This window comes from Pseudomonas sp. LW8 (genome assembly GCF_041956865.1).
Taxonomy (GTDB): Bacteria; Pseudomonadota; Gammaproteobacteria; order Pseudomonadales; family Pseudomonadaceae; genus Aquipseudomonas; species Aquipseudomonas siliginis.
Window position 1 is genome coordinate 21,096 of sequence record NZ_CP168137.1, and the last position, 17,857, is coordinate 38,952.

A 17,857-nucleotide genomic window follows, 5' to 3' on the forward strand; every position below is an offset into this window, starting at 1 on the left:
TCAACGTAACGGGAGTGTTGCCGGCAATGAGGCCGGGGCACTGAAGCCCGGTAATTGCACGGGCATTGGTTGTTGCACCGGCGCGGCGGAAACACCAAATTGCAGCGGAATTCGCCGGTCACCGCGGGTTAACACCACGCGATCAATGCCAACCTCGGCAACACGAAATCCGCCGGCGATTGACTCGCCCGATTTGGATGTGACCGTTGTGCCGTTTGCGTAGCGAAAGGTGGCGTATAGACGGCCAGCAGCACCGGAGATACCTGTCACTGTTGGCAGATCGGCAGCCACCACTGCCACGGGCGCACCGGATTGGGCCTTTTCGAACTGGGGATCATCACCGGCCTTCGCCGATAGCTCCTGCATTTTCGCCTTGGATTCGGCGCGTTTTGCCTGAGCATCGAAGATGATGGTTTCACTCTGGATCTCAGATAAATCGCCGACCGTGGCGAGCGGTTTAACTGCGGCACAGACAGCGAATGACTGCAAAGCAAGTGCGGCAAACAGTAATGGGCTAACGCGCATAAATTTCTCCCTTGATACTCCAGCTGAGCTGGTGCCCTTCGCGAACGACGGTCATTTCCACCAGGCGTACACCTGGCAGATTCAGGCCAGCGAAAATGAATTTCGGTGTGTAGGGCGAGGTCAGCGAAAAGCTGTACGTCTTCCAGTCGGGCAACGGAGGCGGTGGTGCATGCTCCTGACCTGGTAGATTTGCAGGTAGCGGCGTAGCCGGTACCTCAACCAATTCCGCCTTCAGATCCAGCTTCTGCATGTGGGATGTAAAGTTCGCCTGAACAACGGCGAAGCCCGACAGCTCGTCATCCCCCCCCACACCCAACTTGATTTCATCACCAAAGCGCGCCCGTTCTCCGCCCTCCATCAAAACAGGTGGAGCAGGAAAACGGCCTTGACCTGCAGCGATAAGGTCGTTGAATGTCGTACCGGATCGCTTGTAAACAGGCTCGATGATCGCCGTGTTGCATAACGCTGACTCAAAAGGCCAGCCACCCAATGAAAGTGCCTGTGAGTCAATCGCCCCTTGGCATGCATTGAGAAAGTCCTCGATGCCAGGAATGGATGCCCACGGGTGTTGCAATGCCTGAAAAGTCTGCTCAGCACCGGCGAGAGCATTAAGCTCGGCGAGTTTCGCTAGGCGCTCTGCTTCTAGGCGTGCGGCCTCTTTGATTGCTTCCTGACGTTGGTAGTCCGTCCATTGGGAGTACCCGATCAGCGCAATGACCAGGGCCAAGGTCGTGCAACCGATGGTGATGATTTCCCGTTTGGTTAACCCGAAGGTCAAAGGCTTGAGCGCGTAGTCCTTCAGCTTTGCGCCGCTCGGTAGCACCTCCTCGATGTCAAGGGGGGCGCCGCGATAACCGAAGTCCTCAGGGTGATAAACCTTGTCGAACTCCATGATTCGGCGCTGGCTGTCCTTCTCAACCAGCAGATTGAAAATCTGGTCTTTTCCGCCGATGACATCGCAGCCAGGGACGATCAGCCCACCATGGACAGCAACGAGCGCGTACAAACCGTTGGGGAGCAAGAAGGCGCCAATCCACGATTGCTCGCGGATCTGTCCAGCCAGTGCGGACGCCAGGGAAAACATCCCTTTGGTGACGCCATTGCCCTTTTGAACGAACCCGGCCTGAATCATGCTCAGGCCCAGCCGGATCGCAACAATGTCCATTGAGTCGCGTTTGCCGATCTCCCGAGCCTCAGCCATGTATGACCTTGGTCGAGACAGCGGCTGCCACATTAGCCCTGATACGAAGTCCTTGCCGTTGATCTTGACGATGCTGATGTCACTGATTGGGATAGGTGGCATAGGTCACCCCAGAATGATCGGAGTGAGCAATAGCACCAGTACCTCACGATTTGTCTCACGAGTACCGCCGCCTCCAAAGAACCAGTTCCAAGCGGCTCCAACGCCTGACTTGCTTGCGTTCTCGGTCGTTTGATCGAAGCCGCTCAACACTAAGGTCTGACCAGATTCAAGCTTGACGGTCTGGTCGAAGATCTGCAGGTCATAGCTCGGCACCTGAGCTTTTGCATCGCCACTGGTGAAGTTCACCAGCTCAGGCTCGGTACTCATGTTGATCGCGATCTTCATCAACAACTCGTCAGCCGGCATAACAATTGGCGAAAGCGCCATGTTGAAGCCGGAAGTGATCGCAGCCGGTACCAGTGAGCTTGTAGTGCCCACGTTGGCTGTTTGTGTGGATCCGCTGGAGGCGATATAGCCTTTCACCCTGCCCACCTGAACCGGCGCTGTCTGCAGGTTCAACGTCGTCACAGAAGGCGCTCGCACTGTCGAAACTCGCCCCTGCTGGGTCAATGCTTGAACGATCGCTTTGGATCCCGCGAATGGTGAGCTTGCAGTGTCAAGAATGCTGATGGAGCCACCGACCGCGCTTCCATCGATCCCCGGAAACTTATTGCCTAGACCGAACCCCCAATTACCGCTGACCGACTTGTAGACCAGGCTCCAATCAATGCCGTATTGATCTTTATCTGAGAGCTTCACCGAGATCACTTCGATGTTGATCAGGATCTGCTGGGTAATCCGGTGGTTCTCTTTGTCCAGGTACGCCTGCACAGCATCGAGAACGTCGGGGCGGTCAGTGATGTTGATCACGCCAGTCGCACGAGAAAACGACATTTGATCCATCGTCAGCATGTTCCTGACGTTTTTTTCAATGTCGTTCAGCACTGACGAAACCATATCGGTCTGAGTATTTTGGCTACTTCCGGACTCGCCACTCATCCCGGTAGAGCTGCTTCCTTGCCCTGCACCGCCGGATGTACCCGCCGTCGACGACATACCAGACTTAACCTCAGACTTGAAGGTCGAGGTCGTGTTGAAGGCATAGATCGGGAATTGCCGCGTTTCCAAGTAATAGATTTTGATCGCGCCGGCGGAGGTGTCGTACCGCCAAGAGAGGCCCAAGCTTCCGGTAACAGAGTCCAGCAAGGCCGATAGGCGTCCCTCGTAACGCTGAGCGCTCACGTACCGATTACCGAACGACGATGCGCTGCTAGTCGCAGCGGCGCCGAAGGAGGTGGTAGGGCTTCCAGGGAACAGATCGGAAATTGAATCGTTCGAAGCCATCGGCGCCGGCCCGGTAGTTCGAGTACCACCCTTGTTTTTCATAAAGGACGCGCCGCCGTCCAATGCGTCCGGCATGACCTGGACAGGAGTCGGGGCTTTTTCGCAAACATGGCTGGCCCACTGCGCGAACTCCTGCAGTGTTCGCGACTCGTTGTAGCCGACCTCACAGTCCCGGGTCGCCGGCAGGCCCTTCTTCAACTGCAGCGGTTGCGTGTTCACCCATTGTTCATTGGTGAACATCACCGATTTGCGGGCGTTTCCGGACTGTTGACGCAGCGACCCTGCCAAAGCGTTTGCTTTGCCCGCCGTTGAGTCGACACGATCCATCGACTCACCTACTCGCTTGGTTTCGCAGCCAGTCAACCCGACCGCGAACGTGAGCAACATCGTTAGGGCAACTGCCCTAGGACGGGTTTTCATTATGGCGCCCTCTTGCTTTTCGACTTGACGGAGTTTTCAGATACGTTCAAACGATGCTGCGCACGCCGCCCATCAACAACGAATGACCGCTCAGCTTTTTCGTACAGTTGGAAGATGCCGGCGACTGCTTCCTCGTAGCTGCCTTCAAAGCGCAGCGGAGCATCGATCGGGTAATCAAGGTCTTCCGCATCCCAGGCAACTTCATAGTTGGCTCGCTGGCTCCAGGTCTTGATCACACCGCGCAGGCTATCCCCGGGTTTCGCTTCCCAAACCGGCTTGGGGATAGGAGCGGGCTTGATTGGTTTTGCAACTGGAGCGATGACCGGTACCGGCGGCACCGGTGGGGCTGCAAAGACTTTGAGCGGCAAGGTGACCGGTTTCGCCGGTTCCGCTGTAGCGACGACAGTAGGTGGCTTCAACGGCATCACCAGCTGAGCGACAGCGGGTTTGCCTGGCGAAGTTGTTGACGGTGAGGATCCCAGCGATCCCGGGACAGTCGCAGCTAGCGGAGGCTGTGAGGCTGTATTCGCTGGCACAGTAGCCGGCCCGAAAACGATGGGCGCTCGTGCTGTTGATATTGGTGCAACCGGCATCGGCGGAGGACTAGGAGGAAGCGGTGGAACTGCTGCCCTGGGCGGTACTGGAAACGCTGGCTGATTAACTTCAACCCAGTCACCCGAGGGCAACGTTAATTTCGGCGCACTGCATCCCAAAAGCAAGGCAGCACAAAGCAGCTCACTCGCAACGAGTTTGCAATTCATGGCTAGTACCTTTTTTAAAAACGATGAAACAAGAAGGGAAACGAAGCTGTTATCGAGCGGGGATTATTTGATTTGGTTTCGATTTCTTAAACGGAGTAATTGTTTTCCAGCAGCGCCGGCCATCGAGCGCGCTGCACTGAGTCCGGATGTTTTACCAATTAACGATCCAATACCGCTGACGCCACCGGAAGGTGTACCTCCCATGATGGAGGCGGCGTAACCGGGTAACTCAGTAATCAGCATAGTAAAAGAGCCGAAAACGAGGAGAATCTTAAAAGCAGTCTTCAGCGTAATTTCCAATCCGCCATCTTTTACAATGAACGAATTAATAAAACCCATTTCAATGCCGACTATTACCGCAATCAGGATCTGCGTAAGCATGAAGCCCCCTACTACAGAAACCCACCCCCAAAACCATTGACGCGTTTGCTCAAACAGAGCGAAGGCAATAAATAGCGGCCCGATTATAAGGATAATAGTCGAGGCGCCTTTCAAAGTGATCATTGTCCCAACGCAGACTGATAGAAAAGGAACGCCGCCAATCAGATAAAACAAGACAACTACAACAGCATAAAACATTACAGACCAATCTTCTGTAAACCCGAACTTCATCAAAGAAATCAGCTTATCCAGAGAATCGATATAACTGATAATCAGCGTGTCCACCTGATTGGTCTGGTTGCCCTCTTGGCCTGACAGAATTCCGCCCATCCAAACGGGGAACCCGGTGGCGAACGGCACAATTGTTTGGATGTACCAAGACACGTTAAAAGCGAAGTACGCAATGAATGCCATCTTCCCGATGCTGATAACGATGTCTTGGAAGATGCCATCAATCCCTTGAAACAACCAGTAGATGCTCTTGACCACAAAGTGCGTAATCCAGACTGTCCCGAACAACGCACTAACACCCAGCATGACCTTAGCCATGCCACTTCCTAAGGTGCCTTTAAGTGCATCGTCTATGGCCTGAAATAGCTCGCCCGCGACCTGAAAATCCATTGAGCCTCCTTCACGATGATTTACTCAGTTCACGCCCCTTGTAGAAGAGGCGACCGTCCTGTAGGCGAAAGCTCACTGCGCCGCCTTTGGCACTCAAGGTTGAGTCCGAATCGGCCTTACCTTCGAGTTTGCTTTCAAACTCTTTGCCAAACAGGCTCTTTTTTTCATCGATGTGAAAAACGTCACCCTCTTTAGATATATCCAGAGTCATCGGTTTTGAATCGGCACTGCTTACTTCCACCCAATGTCCAACGAACGCACTTGGCTTGTCAGCACCGCAACCTGCGAGCAACGCGAATACAGCCAAACCGCAAACAGCGAGAACTTTACGAGACATACACACCCCCAAAAGACCAATTTAGATAAACCACACAAGTATAGTTTATTTAATTGTATTTTGGTACTGTTTTGCTATTACCTCGAATATAATCTTCGAATGCCTGAGAGCGCTGTTTGCTTTCCATCTTTTCCTTTTGCTCCGTTAGCATTTTCATATTTTCCATTCGTATTTGCTGATTCTGCAACTCTAACAATTCCTGCTGATATCGCAGTTGCAAGTCAGCTTTTTGTTGCGGGGTTTCCACAGCATTCAACTGCTGACGGAGTTGTTGAGCATTTTTTACCCTCTCCGTACTTGCGTTATAGTTGGTTTCGAGCATACCAGTTACAGCAAGAAGCTTATCGAACTGTTTCTGTATATCGGGATTGTCTGACTGCAAGTTATAGCGATTACGCAGATTGGGAAGATCTTTCGCATCACTGTAAACATCCTCCCACTCCGAGAGCGGCATTATTTTGTTGAGTGTCGGATTATCCAGAAAATCCCCCATATTGGAATTACCGGAAATCAGCCCTTTATAGTTCTCGTACTGTGCCCGGGCTTGTTCGATACCTTCTTTGGCTTGGTTTAACGCATCAAGTGCTTGTTGCGCTTGAGCCAAAGCGTTAGAAGTCAAGATAATGCCGGTGGCGGCATCCAGCGTTGGAATACCGGTAGCATTAACCGCCGGGACAACAGTGATCAGCGCGGCGGCTACAAGCCCCGCGAGCAAAGTCTTTTTCATTTGATACCTCAGCGCTGAAGCTTTTGCTGCGCAGTGATTTGGGCCATTTCAGCCAGGAAGGGCGGTACCCAGATTGCCGGGTCGGTGGTGTTCAGCGATTCACGGATCCTCTTTGCAACAGCAAGGTTTTCATCCGTCGAGGACAGAAGTGGCAGCCAATACTTCAGCTTCTCGTCAAGTACCAGCTTCAGCTTTACCGCCTGATTACCTTGAAGTACAACCATTTCGCGGCTCTGCGGATGCATATCAACGATTGCGTCGAACACTTTGCCTTTGATCCCGAAACGCTCGTACCCCTCACGATCGGCCTTTTTGTTTGCCAACCAGATCGACGTAATGACCTGCTGTACTACAGCGGCGGCATAAGGAGTGGCGAGCGCATCCTCTGGCGACTGCGTGTCCATGATCAGCGTTTCGCCCCGAGTCCGACCACTCTTGAGGATCTCCTTGATGGCATCTGCAGTGCTCTCGAATGAAAGCGGCGCCCAATACTCAGCCACTACGTTCAACAGCAGCGAGCCGGGTTTGGAAGCGTGCATGACACGCTTCATATAAAACAGCGTGTTCAATAGGACTTCCATCGCTTCCGGATGCTTTGAAGCAAACTCTTTTTTCAGGATTTTCGTGCAGTCGAACGCCAGACGTCGAAACGCTGCCGGATTGAACTCGTTAACTGGTGAATCCAGCACCCAGGCGTTTTGCCCTTTGTAGCCGTGAGCGAGCCTGCACCATTTTGACAATCGGGTATTCAGGCAATTGCCGCCAATCCTCGGGATGAACTGTAGGAGCAGCGACATTCCACGATTGGCGACGTTGGAGTGTTCCATCACTGCGGTGATCCCATCCTGGATTGCGCGTTGCTCATCCTCATTTGTGATGGCCTTGCCGCCTGCGCAAGTCAAGACGGTGTCGAACAGGAACTGTCGCAACTCCGGATTATCCGGGAATTGAAATGGGTTAAATCCCGTTGGGATCCCTGGCGAGATTGTGTAGTACTGCGTGCCCAAGGCCATGAGGATGTTCTGAAGAGAACGGTTGTAGTCAATGCCAAACAGCATGTTGTCAAAGCGGCTTGCAAACGTAAGCAGGATCGCCTCAAAAGTTGTCTTGCCAACCCCTGTCTGGCCGGTTACAGCCATATGGCCTGGCAGCTTTTCACCGAGGTTATTTTGTCCCGTTGGGCTGTCATGCGCGTTCAGCAGATGCAAACCATCCTTGACCGTACGCATTGGAACCAACGCAGTGCCGTCGCCGATCGGGTTACCCTTGGCCTTACCCCCCGGTGTAGCGTGCAGCGAAAAGCCACAAGCCAAGTTCTCTGTAGACTTGCTCATCGGGTACAGCACTTCTGTAGCGGCCGGGAACTGCGAATACCAAGTGTAGATGTTGCTCATCGTCGACCGAACAAACGTCGCGTCATGAACGGTAAAGACGGATTCCATCTTGGCGCCGTTATCAATAGCGGCATCGGGACTATCACCGTAAACAATCAGCGAAGCATGGTAGCGACCAAATGCCTTTTCGCCCTGGGTGATTTCCTGAATGGCCTTCTCCAGCTCGTTCGCTTGCTTTGACTCACCCTCCACCGAACCCAAGTCAGCAATGTGCTTCTTGAAGTCCGACTTCACTTTGTTCCGGTCTTCGAACAGGAACGTCTGCACTAGGGTGAAATCGAAGGGGTATTCGATTACTTCGTCCCACATGCCTGGCTCTGAACCGCCGGCGGGATAATCACGCAAGTCGTAGGTGCTAGCGAATCGTTGTCCACCCCGATTAGGACGATTTTCAACGTAATCGTAAGCCTCGAAATTCGTGACGCTATCGATGACTGCTTCACCGAGGCGCGTGTCGCTCACTAGCACATCTTGCTCATGTCCATTGAGTAACAGACTATAAAAACGGCCAATCTGAGAGAACAGCGCACCGTGTTTGTTCTCCTCCATCCCCATAAACGCGACGTCGTAATCGGCCAACATCGTTTGGGAGATAGTCAGAAGCTCCTGCATCGACTTGATGCCAGAGTCCAAATCCTTGTATTTCAGGATAAGAGCAATGGAGTAACCGACCTCACGAAACGTCCCGTTGCGGAAAGGTTCTGTGTAGGCATCAACAAAATCCTGAAGAGCCGGCAGTTCCATAGAATACTGGGTATCAAGTTCAATGCCGGTTTTTGTCACGTAGGTTTGAAGCATCAGGTTTTTGCTTTCTTTCTTACCCAACGCAACAAAATATCGATTGAGCTGGTAAAACTCTCGCTCTAGATCTTCATCACTACGTGTTTCATGTGAAATGCCTTTCAGCCGAAGAAGACTAATTAGTCGATTCCCCGGCAGAGTCACCATGTTTTCGTGTACGTGATATCGCATTAGAGGGACGAAAACCTCCGGAGACATAGCGTTTTTCAGCAAAGCGCCTTGCATAATATTGGCTCCACTTCGGATTAAAGGATGTTAATAACAGCCGCTTACCGTATTTAAAGTTGAGTCGAATCCGCCTGATCGCAAAGCGCACGCGCCGGAAGTACCGATCATCAATAGAGGAGATCAACCGGAGGGCAATCATTGCCACCACGAATGGAAACGCAAAGACCAACCCCCATATCCAAGAGAGGATAACCATGCCAACTATAAAACTTACTGCTGTGGCCATTAATAGGCCTAACAGCGGCATGATCGGTATCCCCCAGTATTTGGCTGGACGCGACATTGCGTTGTAGCTTTCAAAGATCAACTTCTTTATGCCTGACATAACTGCCCTCCAGCATTCACATCAACCTGCGCTGCCGGATCCCATCAGTTGCCATGCACCCGCCGCTAGAACCATGGAACCACCAACAGCGGCCACAGCAGCCGCTTGCTTCAGGTAGTCCAAGAAGGTGTGTGAATGATCACCGTTCGAGCGGGAAATAAGCCACTGAATGCCCGACCAAACCAGGGTGCCACCAGCGATAGTGCCGCCTAGGGTGTAAAGCACCAATCGAATGCTTCGAGCAGTGTCTTGCATCCCGCTGTCCCAGTCGGCCATAGCAACCAGAGGCGCGCAGCAGATTGCAGTCACGACCAACCGTGACAGCCGTTTATTTTTCAACAGCTTTTTTCTCAACATCGAGTTTCTCCTTTGTTTCTTTCTGATGATCTTGTTCCTTCGATTCGGATACCGAAGGAGGTGGGAGCTGTGTAAAGCGAGGGTATTGCCGCAGGACATCCCAGCTTTCATAAGTTGGCTGCACGGATTGCGGTGTTGGCTGCGCAACTTGCTGAGGGGAGTTGCTTGGTGCTACGGGAAACAGGTCGGACACCGGATCAGTGACCGTCTCAGCCGATGGGGACTGGCGAGATTCCTTTGCACTTGGCGGGATTTCTTTGTTTTTAACGATTTCCGCGCTTGTCGCATTAGTTGCGATACCGAGCGCTATCAACAACAACATGCCTCTAGCGACCATTTTATTTTTCCTCGGTTTCTTTAATTTCCTTGAGAAGTTTTTTTGCCGCAACAGGCAAATAGTTATTAATGAGGTATTGAGCGATTTGCGACGGCGTAATTTGGCGCCGGCCTTGATGACTAATATCGATAGCTTCGTCAACAAGCTTTTTGAACAACTCGCTTCCAACATGCACCACCTTGGTATTCGTCGGCCCTCCAATTTTTGGTTTTTCGTTTGTACTCATAGTTTCTCCAGACAAATGCAAACACACCGCCTTGCGCATGCAAGCAGTGTGTTCAAAGTGTTTTAACTTATTCGAGCAGTCGGTTTACCAGACTTTTTCGTTGACCTGCGGCTTCTCGATAACGGAAGCGATTCGCGAGTAGGGGCGGTTGCCCTGGGTGATTAACTCAGACTCGCTTTGCAGCAAGGAGAAAAGCTTTGTCTGCCGCTCCAACTTCGATTGAGTCAGCGCGATCTCAGACAGGGCTTTCAAAACATCAGGAGAAACATTGCGACATTCGAGGCTGGTGACCTTTTTATCGGTGCGCAGCAGCAGCGATTGCTTCAGTGCCTCGATCAGCCCATTGGAAACGGTGCTGATATCCCCGCCGAACCGAACAAATTCCTTAACGCCAGGAATATCGGAAATTTGGGATGGATGCACCAGCTCAGGGTCGAGCCGGACAAAAAGGTAGCCAGGGAACAACTGGGTCTCGGTGACCCGTACCGCGTTGCAGTCTCGGCGTTTCTTCACCTCCATTTTGGTAGGAGCGTAAACCTCAACTCCTAGCAATTTGATTTTGCTTGTAACTAACTGAAATGCATGGAAATTATGTGTTATCAAGTGCCATCGAAACATCCCTATACCCCTGTGTTCGGGCACGCGCCGCCACAAACGCGCCGTAGCCCATCCCTTTCAGCACCTTCCTTTGCGGGGGTGCCATACCGTCTATTGACGGCGGCCGATTATATGAACAGTGTTAAAAATTGCAATGGCACCATGCCAGTACGCAATTTTATTCATAAACAATAAAGTATTCAACCAAAAATGCAGAAAATGCAATTATGCCCTGTAAATTCCCGTGGCACTCCTGAAACTGACGGATTTCAGGCGGAAAAATGACCTCCCCGATCAGGACGTTCATCGGTTCAAGAATCAGATGGCACCGCAAAGCTCGGCAGATCACTCAGGCGGCGTTGGCCGAAGTGATTGGTTGCGAAGACACGACCGTAGGTCGCTATGAACGAGGGGAATACGCTCTGGATGGCGAACAGCTGGTAAAGGTCGCCGAATTCTTTGAAGTGTCTCCAATCGACTTTCTACCTGGTGAAAGCGATGTTCGATGGCAAACCGTAAGCGAGCTGAGATCAACGCTCATCGATTTGGTTTATCGCATCGACGAGCCGATTATTCTGCAGCGATTAATTGACGCTGCTCGCCCAGCAAAAAGAGCTAATCTGCGCTAAACCAGACAAGCGGTAGGATTCTATTCAGATGGTAGCTAGCACTGTGCCACGTCAAGTCTGGTAAAAAATCTGGCTTCACGGCATCTTATCGCCCCCCTACCGGGCGCGAGAGGCGTCTGGGGGGTTTTTCAACAGGTCTGAGGCGCAGATGAACTCCGTAAATATGGAACGTTTAATCAAGAACCTAGGCTGCTCTTACGATGCTCTAATTGCGAATGAAGTAATAGATAACCTTCCACTACAAGACTTGTATGAAGATGGTGAATCATTAGAGATCGAGCCGGTTCCTGGGATTGAGTTAATATTCTGGCCCGAAACCTTACGTTTCGAGGTTGTACACATAACACTGAAAGATTCTGATCTACCAGTTTATACGGGTGAGTTACCGGAGCCGTTTAAGGAAATAAAAAATCAACAACAGGTGCATAGTGCCTTTGGAGTTCCAATATTCTCCAAAACAGCGATGGAGCTTTTGGGAACCGGTTTGAACGGTTGGGATACTTACCAACTTGACCCGAGTTGGCATCCTGCAACGTTAGTTGAATTTCAGTACGTAAAAAACATGCAATTAAGCAGATTGCTTTTTTCATTAATTGACAGAAACGTTTAATGCCGAACAACCTGTAGCGTCGCACTGGCCGGCGCCTAGCGTTTTGCCTTTGTCGCCCGTTGGAGTACCCAGCTAGGCGCCCGCCTGTGCGTCCCCACCCTACTGCTGCACGACTGCGGTAGGTCGTGCTTGTTCAAGCTTTCAGACTTTCGATCACCCGAAGCCACTCATTCATTTTTTGCAGGTAGGCAACGGGTTCGTCTGTCGCGAAGTCCGCCAAGATCCGCTCCTTTACAGCGCTGTATTCTGATGGAATGGCTTCGCAAATGCCGCTCATTGCATGTTGCAACTGCAACATACGCAACACCAGCTCACGCAGCTCTTGCGCACTCGCAACCGTCAGCGTCCGTTCAGCATCCCTAAAAGCGAATACCCTGGAGCGAAGCGTCCGCATTTCCTCACCAAGATTTTGCCTGTACCCGCGAAGGGCACCAAAACGGCGATCCTCTGAAAACGCCTCAAATTGTTTTCGGTCGACAGTATTTTCAGACGCCATGGTTCTTGATCCGTAAACAGCTCATTTCGGTGATTGCCGCCAACTCATCCCTTGCAGGAGATCTGGCGGCTTCGGCTACTGCACAGGTTATTCAGCAGGCGTGTAGGGATGACGGGTAACAGAAAAACCTTCAGACCCATTCGACGAAACTTCGAAATCGAAGCCCAACTGCTGAGCCATAGCGCGGAGGGCAGTGATTTCAAGATCATCCTGATAGCTCTGACCATTCGCGTAATACGTCTTGCCGATTTCAAGAATGCGGCTCTCAATCATTTTGAGCAGGTGAGCGATGCTTTCAGTCGGGACGGTGATCTGCTTGTCAGTCATTGGTAAATCCTTGATAAATAGGCGCGAAATTACGTCCTAGTAATGCCAAAGGCCCAATTAAGGGCCGATGGTATAGCTCAGAAGTATCACTGAATTGTTTCGGTTTTTTCCACGAATTGGCCAATGAACAGCTCGTTCTCTTCAGTGAACGTCTGCTTCAGGTGATGACCTGAAAGGCCGGCGAATTCGCCTGCGCCCGTAAAAGAAATATTTGCGTACCCGCCGTCCCCGAAAGTGATGCGATGAATCGATCCGAGGCCGTTGCCGTCTGTGTCAATTGTGTAGCTAGCAACCTTGGAAATGTCGCTGATGCCCACGGCCTTAGGCGGGGTCATCAACGTGTACCCGCCATCGTCTCCCATGAGAAACTTTGTTCCATTCGGGCGGGTGATAAGCATCCCACCCTCTACTTTCTCCATTTGGGTACCGAACACATCGGCGCCGATAAGACTGCCTTGGGCGTCAACCTTTACTTTGCTCTCCCCCACGGTCAATTCAGCACCGTCCGGGCCAACGTCAATGTCGACTTCTTGATCACCTAACTGAATTTTTGGCATTTTTTATTCTCTACATGGGCAATCCCGACGGGAGCCTCCTTACCAATATGGTGGCACAGCGCCAATATCCAAGGTCAGAGAGGCTGAAAATCTATCACCTGGGGATATCTGCAGCAGCGCACCCAAAATCGAGGCGAAAAAAAACCGCCTTGATCGTAACCAAGGCGGTTCGTTTCTAGACCTTAAAGCAGGTCGTCAAGCTTGTCTTGCAGCAGTTCGGCAGCGTGTTGCACACGCATACAAACCAGCAAAACGTCCCACGCGTGTTTCAAATACTTACGCATGTTCGGCCCTCCCGTAGTTGGGCCGGCCTCCAGCACACTTATCGGTTTCGTGTACCTTCGGGATCACGTCAATGCTCCCTATGAGGCGGCTAAGCTGATGAACCCTTCTGAGTCATCCGCACGGCTTCCTAGGGCCGTGTCAGAAAGCAGTCGCACGCGGGTTTGGTTGGGGCCAAATGTGCCGCGCCGTACTGGTTGCATAGTAACGAAGTTTTTTTCGTCATGGTGCGGCACAACGGCTCATTAAGCGTTACTGCAGGGGGGTAAAATGGTTGGAAGCTAGGCGCTATAAGGCTTGCAGGAGGAAAAGATTTTTTTTCTTATTTTTCGCAGCGTATTTTTTTGTACAAAAAACAGACAAAAATAGACCTTTTAGCGGCTGAAGAACGGTAAAAACGTTAATTTATTGCGCCTCCTTGTACCAGCTTGTACTCTGTCTGCACGTCAATGCTCCCTGTGAGTAGGTCAGTCCGGCTCCTAACCGGCCTGCCATGAAAAAGCCGCCCTTCTAAGGCGGCTTTTTTTTTCCTGCAATTCTATGCAGAAAATGCGTGATTCAGTGAGTTAGAAGATTACATAGATACCTTCAAACGATCTGCAGGATATGAGCGCATGAATTCTGCACTTTCACCAGGCGCGGCCTTTAACCAATCACCATATAGGCCAGCGGGCAGTATCACCACCATGCGCTTTTCATCATGCGGCTTGTGATAATTGCGCATAAAAGAATGGTTGTCAGCGTTCACCGTGAGCATTGTGAAGCTGTGCATGGTTGCTCCCGTACCGGGTTCACGCCATTCATCCCACAACCCCGCAATCCCCATTATTTCGTCATCTGCTCGAGTAATCCGGGTGGCGATCGCCCTTCCCGTCCGCCAATCAGGCTCGTAGATCGCTGCAGCGGGAATGATGCAATGCTGACCACGACTCCATGCGTTCCTGAATGACGGCTTTTCAGCGACTGTTTCAGATCTAGCGTTGTAGGTTCGTCGGGCAATTTTTGTGTCTTTGCTCCAGAACGGAATCAGCCCAAAAGATCCTAGAACTACCTCGCTGGCCGAAGTCGGTTTTTCATCATGCAACTCAACTCGGCGAATGAATGGGCCGGCATAGCCTGGCCACAAATCCAGCTTTCCTTGCTCATACAGTTTCGTTCCAAATGTCTCCACCACCGATGCCGGCGGGGGCGCTTCGTAATGACTGCACATAACGATCATCCTGTATGCCTGTGCCTATTTTGGGCACTCGACGCTTCGAGAGTTCAACCGGCTCGTCTTCGAGATGTGAAGCCTTTGGTCTGCCAAGACCTAGGCGCGTGCCCCGCACTCGTTTACTGTATATATCAACAGTATAATAGCGGTGCACCATGAACGTCTTGTCCATCTCCCCACTTCGCGCTTCCGATCAATCTTTGCAGGTACTGGCAGGATCCGCGGCAGGTGGTTTTCCCAGTCCAGCAGCCGACTACTGGGAACCGCCTATTTCATTCGATGACTTATTGAACATTCGTGCGCCGCACGTCTGGATTGTTCAAGTCGAGGGGGACAGCATGCGTGATGTGGGTATTTACGATGGAAGCAGGTTGGTAGTCGATCGAGCCATAACCCCCTGCAGCGGCCATATAGTCTTGGCTTACGTGGACAATCAGCCTCTGATTAAGCGACTGGCGAGATCCCCCAGCGGTTGGTTGTTGGAGTCTGCTAACCCCCTCTATCCGCCGATCACCCCCGATGAATACGGCGCGGTTGAAGTATTCGGCGTGGTTACCTGGTGTCTTAATCCCCATGCACTCTGAGACTCGGCCTGTCTTCGCGTTGGTAGATGCCAACAGCTTTTACTGCAGCTGTGAACGCATTTTTCGCCCAGAGCTGCGGCAGCGACCCGTTGTCGTGCTTTCAAACAGTGACGGTGCAGTTGTGGCACGAACCAGCGAAGCGAAAGCCCTAGGCATCAAGATGGGGGAGCCGTATTTCAAAATTCGCGATTTCCTGGAACAAAACAACGTCGCCGTCTTCAGCAGTAACTACACGCTTTACGGGGAATTGAGTCACCGCATGACAATGGCGATTGCCTCGCTGACTTACGCACAAGAACAGTATTCGATCGATGAATGTTTTTGCCGATTGGACGGGCTACCGGAGCCGCTTGGTGATGTTGGTCGGGCGATACAGGCCCGCGTGTTGCAATGGACGGCGCTACCTGTAGGCGTGGGTATCGGCCACACGAAAACACTTGCGAAAGCAGCACAGCACGCATCAAAAGTCTGGCGAGAGCGAACGGGAGGGGTTGTAGATCTTCGTCGACATGATGCAGTGGAATGGTTGCTTCAACGCATGCCGGTCGAGGACGTATGGGGTATCGGTGGGAGAATGCGAGACAACCTTGCCAGCGACGGCATTAGGACAGCGTGGCAGCTTTCCCAAGCGGATGCGCGAGCGATGGGCAGGAAGTACAGCATCGTCCTGGAGCGCACGATCCGGGAGCTGCAAGGCGAGTCTTGCATGGATTTAGAGCAAGCAGCACCGGCAAAACAGTCGATTTGCTCGAGCAGAATGTTCGGGCAACGTGTGCACAGCATCGAGGAATTGCGCCAAGCATTGGCCACTTACTTACATCGCGCATCCGAGAAATTGCGTAAACAGCGATCGCTTTGCGGCGCACTCCGAATCGGCATACAGACATCGTTCCATGGTGACGGCCCGAAATATGCCAATTCAACAACATGCATTCCTGACTATCCAACTGACGATGTTCGTCGACTGACAAAATACGCGCTGCGTGCACTCGAAGAGATTTTTCGACCAGGCTTCGCTTACAGCAAAGCTGAAGTGCTCCTGATGGATCTACGCAAGCGCGGAGAATACACGCAAGATCTTTTTACGCCGAGCCAGCCAGAGCGCTCCGACACACTCATGGCAGTCATGGATCGCGTTAATCGGCGATGGGGACATGATTGCTTGCGATCGGCCGCCGTTCCACTGGCACCGGACTGGGGAATGCGTCGGGCTTTGTTGAGCCCAAGCTATCTGACTAATTGGAATCAACTTTGGCGCGTTCAGTGCCAGTAGGACGGCCTCTCCAGTTACGCTGTGAAGCGTAACTGGAGAGGGGGTTACATTCCCGCCTGCGATTTTTCCACGATAACAAGAGCATCCAGCGCAGCGGATAGCAGGTCGCCCAGCCGCACATTACGCTCCTCTGCCATATCATAAAAACGCTCATGGCATGCCTGTGTCACTTTGATGTTCAACTGAACACGCGGTTCAGCACTTTTGTGCCGTGCACGTTTTCCAGATGGAACCGAAACGGGCTGTGCTTCACGCGATGGAAATCCGTTATCTTTGGATATCTTTTCGATATCCGCAGCGTCTGCCACAGGTTGAGTGTTCGCTGTTTTTGGTTTGAACTGGCTCAGACTGGCAAAAGGGTCGACCCTTTCATCATTACTCATCATTATTCTCCAGCAGAAAGCTTCGAGATCAGCTCAGCGGCAAATGCGCTAGCGTTGGCAATCGCTTTATCGATACCTGGAGCCTCGGAAGCATTCAATGCTTCCAAAGGCTTCTGAAAAAAGAACATCGAGCGAAATGCTTCACGCTCAGTCATCACAGTTTCGAAGACGGGGATGTTCTTCGCTTCAAGGCTTTGGCGGAGGCTTGCCATGTTGCGAGTCTGGTAAGCCGGTGGAGTGCGTGTAAGCAGGATCGAGAACGGCAGCTTGTATTCCGGCAAATGACGACGCACAGCGAGTTCTTGGTCGTGAATCAGTGCAACCGCCCTCCCCGCCTGCTCAGCATCCAGTAAAGATCCCTGCATAGGTACGATTACGTAATCAGCCTCTTGCAGGGCGAGAACTACGATCTTTGCGGCAGTGCCTTCTAGATCGACAATTACAAATGGATCGATGGACGCGGCTTCTCGAATCTTTGCGGCGATGTTGTTCTCAGTCACGTCTGATAGAACTCTGAGATTCGGAGGACAGTGACCGCCTGCTGCCCATTTCTTGATCGGATAATTGGGATCTGCATCGATGATCGTAACCCCAGCGCCTTTGGCTGCTAGCTGTGTCGCCAAGGTTAAGGCGGACGTGGTTTTCCCCACCCCACCTTTCGGGCTAACAAATGCGGTAGTTGGCATGCCTTGCTCCGTTATCTAAAGGATATCCCAAGGATATCCAGAGATATCCGTTAGGTACCCATTTTAGGCGTATCTATAAGATACGCAACAGATATCTACTAGATATCTCAGAAGGTATCCCGGAGATATCTTTTTGCCAAGGGCACCAAAATAGTATCAAACAGATATCTTCGAGATAACGATGGGATATCCA

24 protein-coding genes are annotated in these 17,857 nt (G+C 51.8%); 5 read left to right on the forward strand and 19 right to left on the reverse strand.

Translation table 11 applies throughout. The features are described from left to right. Genes pilP through AB9L16_RS00135 form a run of 4 tightly spaced genes read right to left on the reverse strand, consistent with a single transcriptional unit; the run spans nucleotide 1 to nucleotide 3,768 of the window. Nucleotides 1-525, reverse strand: coding sequence for a type IV pilus biogenesis protein PilP (pilP, locus tag AB9L16_RS00120; RefSeq protein ID WP_375122207.1), 525 nt, complete (start codon nucleotides 523-525; stop codon nucleotides 1-3). Continuing rightward, nucleotides 515-1,828 (reverse strand): type 4b pilus protein PilO2, encoded by a 1,314-nt coding sequence (pilO2, locus tag AB9L16_RS00125; protein ID WP_375122208.1) that lies wholly within the window; start codon nucleotides 1,826-1,828, stop codon nucleotides 515-517. The genes pilP and pilO2 overlap by 11 nt, the downstream gene beginning before the upstream one ends. Nucleotides 1,829-1,831: 3 nt before the next feature. Then, the gene (locus AB9L16_RS00130; protein WP_375122209.1) at nucleotides 1,832-3,532 is read right to left on the reverse strand and encodes a PilN family type IVB pilus formation outer membrane protein; all 1,701 of its coding nucleotides are present in this window, start codon (nucleotides 3,530-3,532) and stop codon (nucleotides 1,832-1,834) included. Then, a complete protein-coding gene (locus AB9L16_RS00135; protein ID WP_375122210.1) occupies nucleotides 3,532-3,768 on the reverse strand; it encodes a TcpQ domain-containing protein in 237 nt (78 codons plus the stop codon). The genes AB9L16_RS00130 and AB9L16_RS00135 overlap by 1 nt, the downstream gene beginning before the upstream one ends. Before the next feature lie 58 nt (nucleotides 3,769-3,826). Between AB9L16_RS00135 and AB9L16_RS00140 the strand changes: the two genes are divergently transcribed. Then, entirely contained in the window at nucleotides 3,827-3,967 is a 141-nt protein-coding gene (locus AB9L16_RS00140; protein ID WP_375122211.1) for a hypothetical protein, read from the forward strand. Between the two features lie 389 nt (nucleotides 3,968-4,356). Here the strand turns inward: AB9L16_RS00140 and AB9L16_RS00145 are convergent, their stop codons facing one another. The 9 genes from AB9L16_RS00145 to AB9L16_RS00185 all read right to left on the reverse strand — a co-directional run bounded on the left by AB9L16_RS00145 (nucleotide 4,357) and on the right by AB9L16_RS00185 (nucleotide 10,645). Then, nucleotides 4,357-5,295 (reverse strand): type IV secretion system protein, encoded by a 939-nt coding sequence (locus AB9L16_RS00145; protein WP_375122154.1) that lies wholly within the window; start codon nucleotides 5,293-5,295, stop codon nucleotides 4,357-4,359. 10 nt (nucleotides 5,296-5,305) lie between these two features. Then, nucleotides 5,306-5,632: a hypothetical protein gene (locus tag AB9L16_RS00150; RefSeq protein ID WP_375122155.1), complete on the reverse strand. Its 327-nt coding sequence runs from the start codon at nucleotides 5,630-5,632 to the stop codon at nucleotides 5,306-5,308. 49 nt (nucleotides 5,633-5,681) lie between these two features. After that, entirely contained in the window at nucleotides 5,682-6,359 is a 678-nt protein-coding gene (gene virB5, locus AB9L16_RS00155) for a P-type DNA transfer protein VirB5 (protein ID WP_375122156.1), read from the reverse strand. An 8-nt stretch (nucleotides 6,360-6,367) separates the two neighbouring features. After that, complete coding sequence (locus AB9L16_RS00160; protein WP_375122157.1) at nucleotides 6,368-8,701, reverse strand: VirB4 family type IV secretion system protein; 2,334 nt, start codon at nucleotides 8,699-8,701, stop codon at nucleotides 6,368-6,370. Then, entirely contained in the window at nucleotides 8,670-9,107 is a 438-nt protein-coding gene (locus tag AB9L16_RS00165; protein WP_375122158.1) for a VirB3 family type IV secretion system protein, read from the reverse strand. The genes AB9L16_RS00160 and AB9L16_RS00165 overlap by 32 nt, the downstream gene beginning before the upstream one ends. A 21-nt stretch (nucleotides 9,108-9,128) precedes the next feature. Next, a complete protein-coding gene (locus AB9L16_RS00170) occupies nucleotides 9,129-9,464 on the reverse strand; it encodes a type IV secretion system protein VirB2 (RefSeq protein WP_375122159.1) in 336 nt (111 codons plus the stop codon). Next, nucleotides 9,436-9,786, reverse strand: a complete 351-nt coding sequence (locus AB9L16_RS00175; protein ID WP_375122160.1) for a hypothetical protein — start codon at nucleotides 9,784-9,786, stop codon at nucleotides 9,436-9,438. The genes AB9L16_RS00170 and AB9L16_RS00175 overlap by 29 nt, the downstream gene beginning before the upstream one ends. Before the next feature lie 16 nt (nucleotides 9,787-9,802). After that, complete coding sequence (locus AB9L16_RS00180) at nucleotides 9,803-10,027, reverse strand: hypothetical protein (protein WP_375122161.1); 225 nt, start codon at nucleotides 10,025-10,027, stop codon at nucleotides 9,803-9,805. A gap of 84 nt (nucleotides 10,028-10,111) precedes the next feature. Then, nucleotides 10,112-10,645, reverse strand: a complete 534-nt coding sequence (locus tag AB9L16_RS00185) for a transcription termination/antitermination NusG family protein (RefSeq protein ID WP_375122162.1) — start codon at nucleotides 10,643-10,645, stop codon at nucleotides 10,112-10,114. A 260-nt stretch (nucleotides 10,646-10,905) separates the two neighbouring features. Here AB9L16_RS00185 and AB9L16_RS00190 point away from each other — a divergent pair, with 260 nt between their 5' ends. Together AB9L16_RS00190 and AB9L16_RS00195 are read left to right on the forward strand one after the other, a co-directional pair. Beyond that, complete coding sequence (locus AB9L16_RS00190; protein WP_375122163.1) at nucleotides 10,906-11,253, forward strand: helix-turn-helix domain-containing protein; 348 nt, start codon at nucleotides 10,906-10,908, stop codon at nucleotides 11,251-11,253. 163 nt (nucleotides 11,254-11,416) lie between these two features. Then, nucleotides 11,417-11,863: a DUF6392 family protein gene (locus AB9L16_RS00195; RefSeq protein ID WP_375122164.1), complete on the forward strand. Its 447-nt coding sequence runs from the start codon at nucleotides 11,417-11,419 to the stop codon at nucleotides 11,861-11,863. 133 nt (nucleotides 11,864-11,996) lie between these two features. On the opposite strand, the gene AB9L16_RS00200 is transcribed toward AB9L16_RS00195, so the two are convergent. The 4 genes from AB9L16_RS00200 to AB9L16_RS00215 all read right to left on the reverse strand — a co-directional run bounded on the left by AB9L16_RS00200 (nucleotide 11,997) and on the right by AB9L16_RS00215 (nucleotide 14,735). Continuing rightward, entirely contained in the window at nucleotides 11,997-12,359 is a 363-nt protein-coding gene (locus AB9L16_RS00200; protein ID WP_375122165.1) for a hypothetical protein, read from the reverse strand. A gap of 87 nt (nucleotides 12,360-12,446) precedes the next feature. Further along, the gene (locus AB9L16_RS00205) at nucleotides 12,447-12,686 is read right to left on the reverse strand and encodes a hypothetical protein (protein WP_375122166.1); all 240 of its coding nucleotides are present in this window, start codon (nucleotides 12,684-12,686) and stop codon (nucleotides 12,447-12,449) included. An 86-nt stretch (nucleotides 12,687-12,772) separates the two neighbouring features. Next, nucleotides 12,773-13,243: a hypothetical protein gene (locus AB9L16_RS00210; RefSeq protein ID WP_375122167.1), complete on the reverse strand. Its 471-nt coding sequence runs from the start codon at nucleotides 13,241-13,243 to the stop codon at nucleotides 12,773-12,775. Nucleotides 13,244-14,099: 856 nt separating this feature from the next. Then, nucleotides 14,100-14,735 carry an SOS response-associated peptidase gene (locus tag AB9L16_RS00215; RefSeq protein WP_375122168.1) on the reverse strand — a complete coding sequence of 212 codons (636 nt, stop codon included), beginning with the start codon at nucleotides 14,733-14,735 and terminating at the stop codon, nucleotides 14,100-14,102. 158 nt (nucleotides 14,736-14,893) lie between these two features. Here AB9L16_RS00215 and AB9L16_RS00220 point away from each other — a divergent pair, with 158 nt between their 5' ends. Together AB9L16_RS00220 and AB9L16_RS00225 are read left to right on the forward strand one after the other, a co-directional pair. Then, nucleotides 14,894-15,322 carry a LexA family protein gene (locus AB9L16_RS00220; protein ID WP_375122169.1) on the forward strand — a complete coding sequence of 143 codons (429 nt, stop codon included), beginning with the start codon at nucleotides 14,894-14,896 and terminating at the stop codon, nucleotides 15,320-15,322. Continuing rightward, nucleotides 15,312-16,595 (forward strand): Y-family DNA polymerase, encoded by a 1,284-nt coding sequence (locus AB9L16_RS00225; protein WP_375122170.1) that lies wholly within the window; start codon nucleotides 15,312-15,314, stop codon nucleotides 16,593-16,595. The genes AB9L16_RS00220 and AB9L16_RS00225 overlap by 11 nt, the downstream gene beginning before the upstream one ends. 44 nt (nucleotides 16,596-16,639) lie before the next feature. On the opposite strand, the gene AB9L16_RS00230 is transcribed toward AB9L16_RS00225, so the two are convergent. Next, nucleotides 16,640-16,978, reverse strand: a complete 339-nt coding sequence (locus AB9L16_RS00230; RefSeq protein ID WP_375122171.1) for a stability/partitioning determinant — start codon at nucleotides 16,976-16,978, stop codon at nucleotides 16,640-16,642. A gap of 2 nt (nucleotides 16,979-16,980) precedes the next feature. Continuing rightward, nucleotides 16,981-17,664 (reverse strand): AAA family ATPase, encoded by a 684-nt coding sequence (locus tag AB9L16_RS00235; protein ID WP_375122172.1) that lies wholly within the window; start codon nucleotides 17,662-17,664, stop codon nucleotides 16,981-16,983. Between the last annotated feature and the right edge of the window lie 193 nt (nucleotides 17,665-17,857).